At 28.4% G+C, this 2,761-nt stretch carries 3 protein-coding genes; all 3 read right to left on the bottom strand.

The features are described 5' to 3' along the window. Positions 1–588: 588 nt before the first annotated feature. A complete protein-coding gene (locus MW871_RS02250; RefSeq protein WP_248427413.1) occupies positions 589–1,467 on the bottom strand; it encodes a DUF4238 domain-containing protein in 879 nt (292 codons plus the stop codon). 166 nt (positions 1,468–1,633) lie between these two features. Continuing rightward, positions 1,634–2,152, bottom strand: a complete 519-nt coding sequence (locus MW871_RS02245) for a DUF6843 domain-containing protein (RefSeq protein WP_248427412.1) — start codon at positions 2,150–2,152, stop codon at positions 1,634–1,636. Between the two features lie 309 nt (positions 2,153–2,461). After that, positions 2,462–2,761 (bottom strand): integrase core domain-containing protein (locus MW871_RS02240; RefSeq protein WP_248427411.1); only part of this gene is annotated, 300 nt, incomplete at its 5' end.

Genomic DNA, 2,761 nt, shown 5'->3' with positions numbered 1-2,761 from the left:
ATGAATAAAAACGTTAATTCCACTAAACCCGCAATCACGGCAAACGGCTGTTAGCGGTTCGGCAGTCTATTTATTGTAAATGTCTATTACAAATTATAATTATTGCCTTTATAATTTCGGCCAAATATTTTATTAAGCATCTTCTATCACTTTAAAATCCCAAAAAAATCGACAAAATTTCGCTTTTTAAGCTTCTATTTATCATTTCAATATTTAGCTAATATCTTCATTTTTCTCTTTTCTTATCTCGATAAATTCCAATATTCCAGTTTCCATATGCTGCAAACTTAATCAGATTCCAACTTTTAATCTTCTGCTTTCTACAAACATAATCACCTTCAATTTTAATCTTAAAAACTTAAAAAAAATCGATGAAATTTATATTTTTAAATTCTAAATATTTTCTATTTCACTCCAGTTTTATTTGCTCCAACACTGCTGACCGCTAACGTCTTGGCGCTTGGCGAGGTTGGGGAGTAAAGATGCGAGATTTTTCCATTAAACACAAATTTTCCAAGTACAAAATCATTTTCAAATTAAGCCTAAAACCCCAATCTCGCCAAACGGCTGTTGGCAGTAGTATTTTTTCTATTTAAAGATATCGAATACGTTTTCTTTCAATTTTTCAATTTTATTTTCTGTATCATAAAACTTTGCATATTCTGCTATATCTTTTAAGTATTCAGCTTTTGGTCCACAAACAAATTTTTTTGATTGTAAAAACGCTAAAACATCAACTCTAATTCTATTTTCAGCAGGAATTTCATTTAAAATCTTACCATTCGTATGATAAACTGTCTTGCCTTTTGATAACGAAAAGATTAATTCCGATTTTAGAATATTACTTTTATAATCTCTTATTATTACGGGATTGTCTGACAGTAAATTTAGTTGTGGATTGTTTATTTCAACAGAATATAATTTCCAGTCTTCTATTTTTACTTCTTTTACGATTTCGTCAAAATCTTCTATCGCCTTTATCATTTTAAAAGCTTCAGATATTGGAGGATTTTTAATTAATTCACTATATAATTTTTGCGATATAGTTTCTCCAGAATTTTTATTTCGAATCTGCAAACTTGAACTTTCAGAATTAATTTGGTCTATATGGTCAAGAAATTCGATATCTTGATTTGGTACACGCCAATGTAGTTCAGAAATAAAATACATTAAATGTAGTTTTTCGAAAGCATTAAATTGGAAAGATTCTTGATTACCAATTATCATTCTGTAAGTATCAGAAAATTTCGTTTCTCCAAATTGGTAAAGCATTTCAACGAAATCATTATCTTCTCCATTAATTTTGAAAGTATTTCTATTCCATTCAAAAAAAACTTGTTTAGGACTTTTGCGAGCATTATCCAATTTCCCAGTTTCTTTATTAAAAACAGAAACCATTTTATCTTCGCCAGTAAATCCTTTTATAAAGAATTCAGGTATATAATGATGTCTTTTAGTTATGTCCAATTTTCTGTTTTTTCGGTAATATTACTGCCAACGTTTTGTGGCTTTGAAAGGTTGCGAACTTCGTAACCGAGATTTTTCCCCTAAGATAAAATTTCTTGCGAAAGATATATGTGAATTTAGCACAATTTTCGCAATCTTTCAAAACCACTGTTGGCGGTAGTATTTTTTATTTACAATTCGATATTTTCTTTGTCATTATACTGTCAAATTTCTGCATATATTTAAATCCAAATTGTGAGTCTAAATCTTTGTATGTAGAAACATAAAATTCAGAACTACCATCACTATAAGTTCTACCTACGTGAAAAATCCCTAATTTATCTCGTGACGGTTCTTTTGGATTTTTTTCGGTTGTCCATTCTTCATTAAAATCTCTTACGTCAAGTTGTTCAATTTTTAGTCGTTTACCATTTTCGTCAACAAGATAAAATTCATAATCTATAAAACCTTGTTCGTCTTTAAATTTTGTTAATAATACTCCGTCTTTTGGGATTTTGTATAATCTACGCTTATTTTCATATTGTATTTCTTCTCCACATTTTGAGTTGAACATTATCCTTACACAACCACGATAATTTTCAGCAATTAAAAATGTTTCTGGCTCAATAGTTTCATATTCTTTCCAAAAATATTGATATGTAAAAAAGAATAGGATAGGAGTAATAGTGTATAAAATCTTTGTCATAATTTTTCTTTTACCTAACCAAACTAAAATTAGACCTAATATAAAAACAAAAAATGGTATTCCATAAAAATATAGTGAACCTGGAAGAATTGAAATGAAAAATGTACTAATAATAACTAGTATTATTCCAATTGTAAAAGTTAAGTTTCTGTCAAATTTCATTTTTTCTGTTTCGTTCGTGTCTTGTCCTAATATAGGTTGACTATTTTTGGTTACTGTATAATTTCAAAAATAGTTTATTATTGACGTAATATTGATAAGTTTAGAAAAAATCTTTGAAGGGATTTTTTTCCAAACTTGTCAACATTCCTACGTAGCTAAAGTAGTATTTTTTTTGTTTTTATAAGACTTGTATTCATGTATTTGATTTAGATGTGCATAATTTGGTGTTTTCATTTCAAGAGAGCAATGTCTACGCTCATTATTGTAAATTTCGATAGCTTGTTTAACCATTTTTTCAGCTGTTTTTAAATTAGCAATAGTCTTGTTTAGTCCAAATTCATGTTTTAAAATTCCGTTAATTCTTTCTGCTACGGCGTTTTCATAAGGGCTTGAGTTTTGAGTTGTACTTAAAATAATATTCTTAGATTTGGCAAATTCAGCAAAGTC

It is taken from the genome of Flavobacterium pygoscelis (assembly GCF_023162025.1).
In the GTDB taxonomy this organism is placed as follows: domain Bacteria; phylum Bacteroidota; class Bacteroidia; order Flavobacteriales; family Flavobacteriaceae; genus Flavobacterium; species Flavobacterium pygoscelis.
The sequence above is the reverse complement of the archived record's forward strand: the minus strand, read 5'-3'. Positions and strand labels throughout refer to the sequence as shown.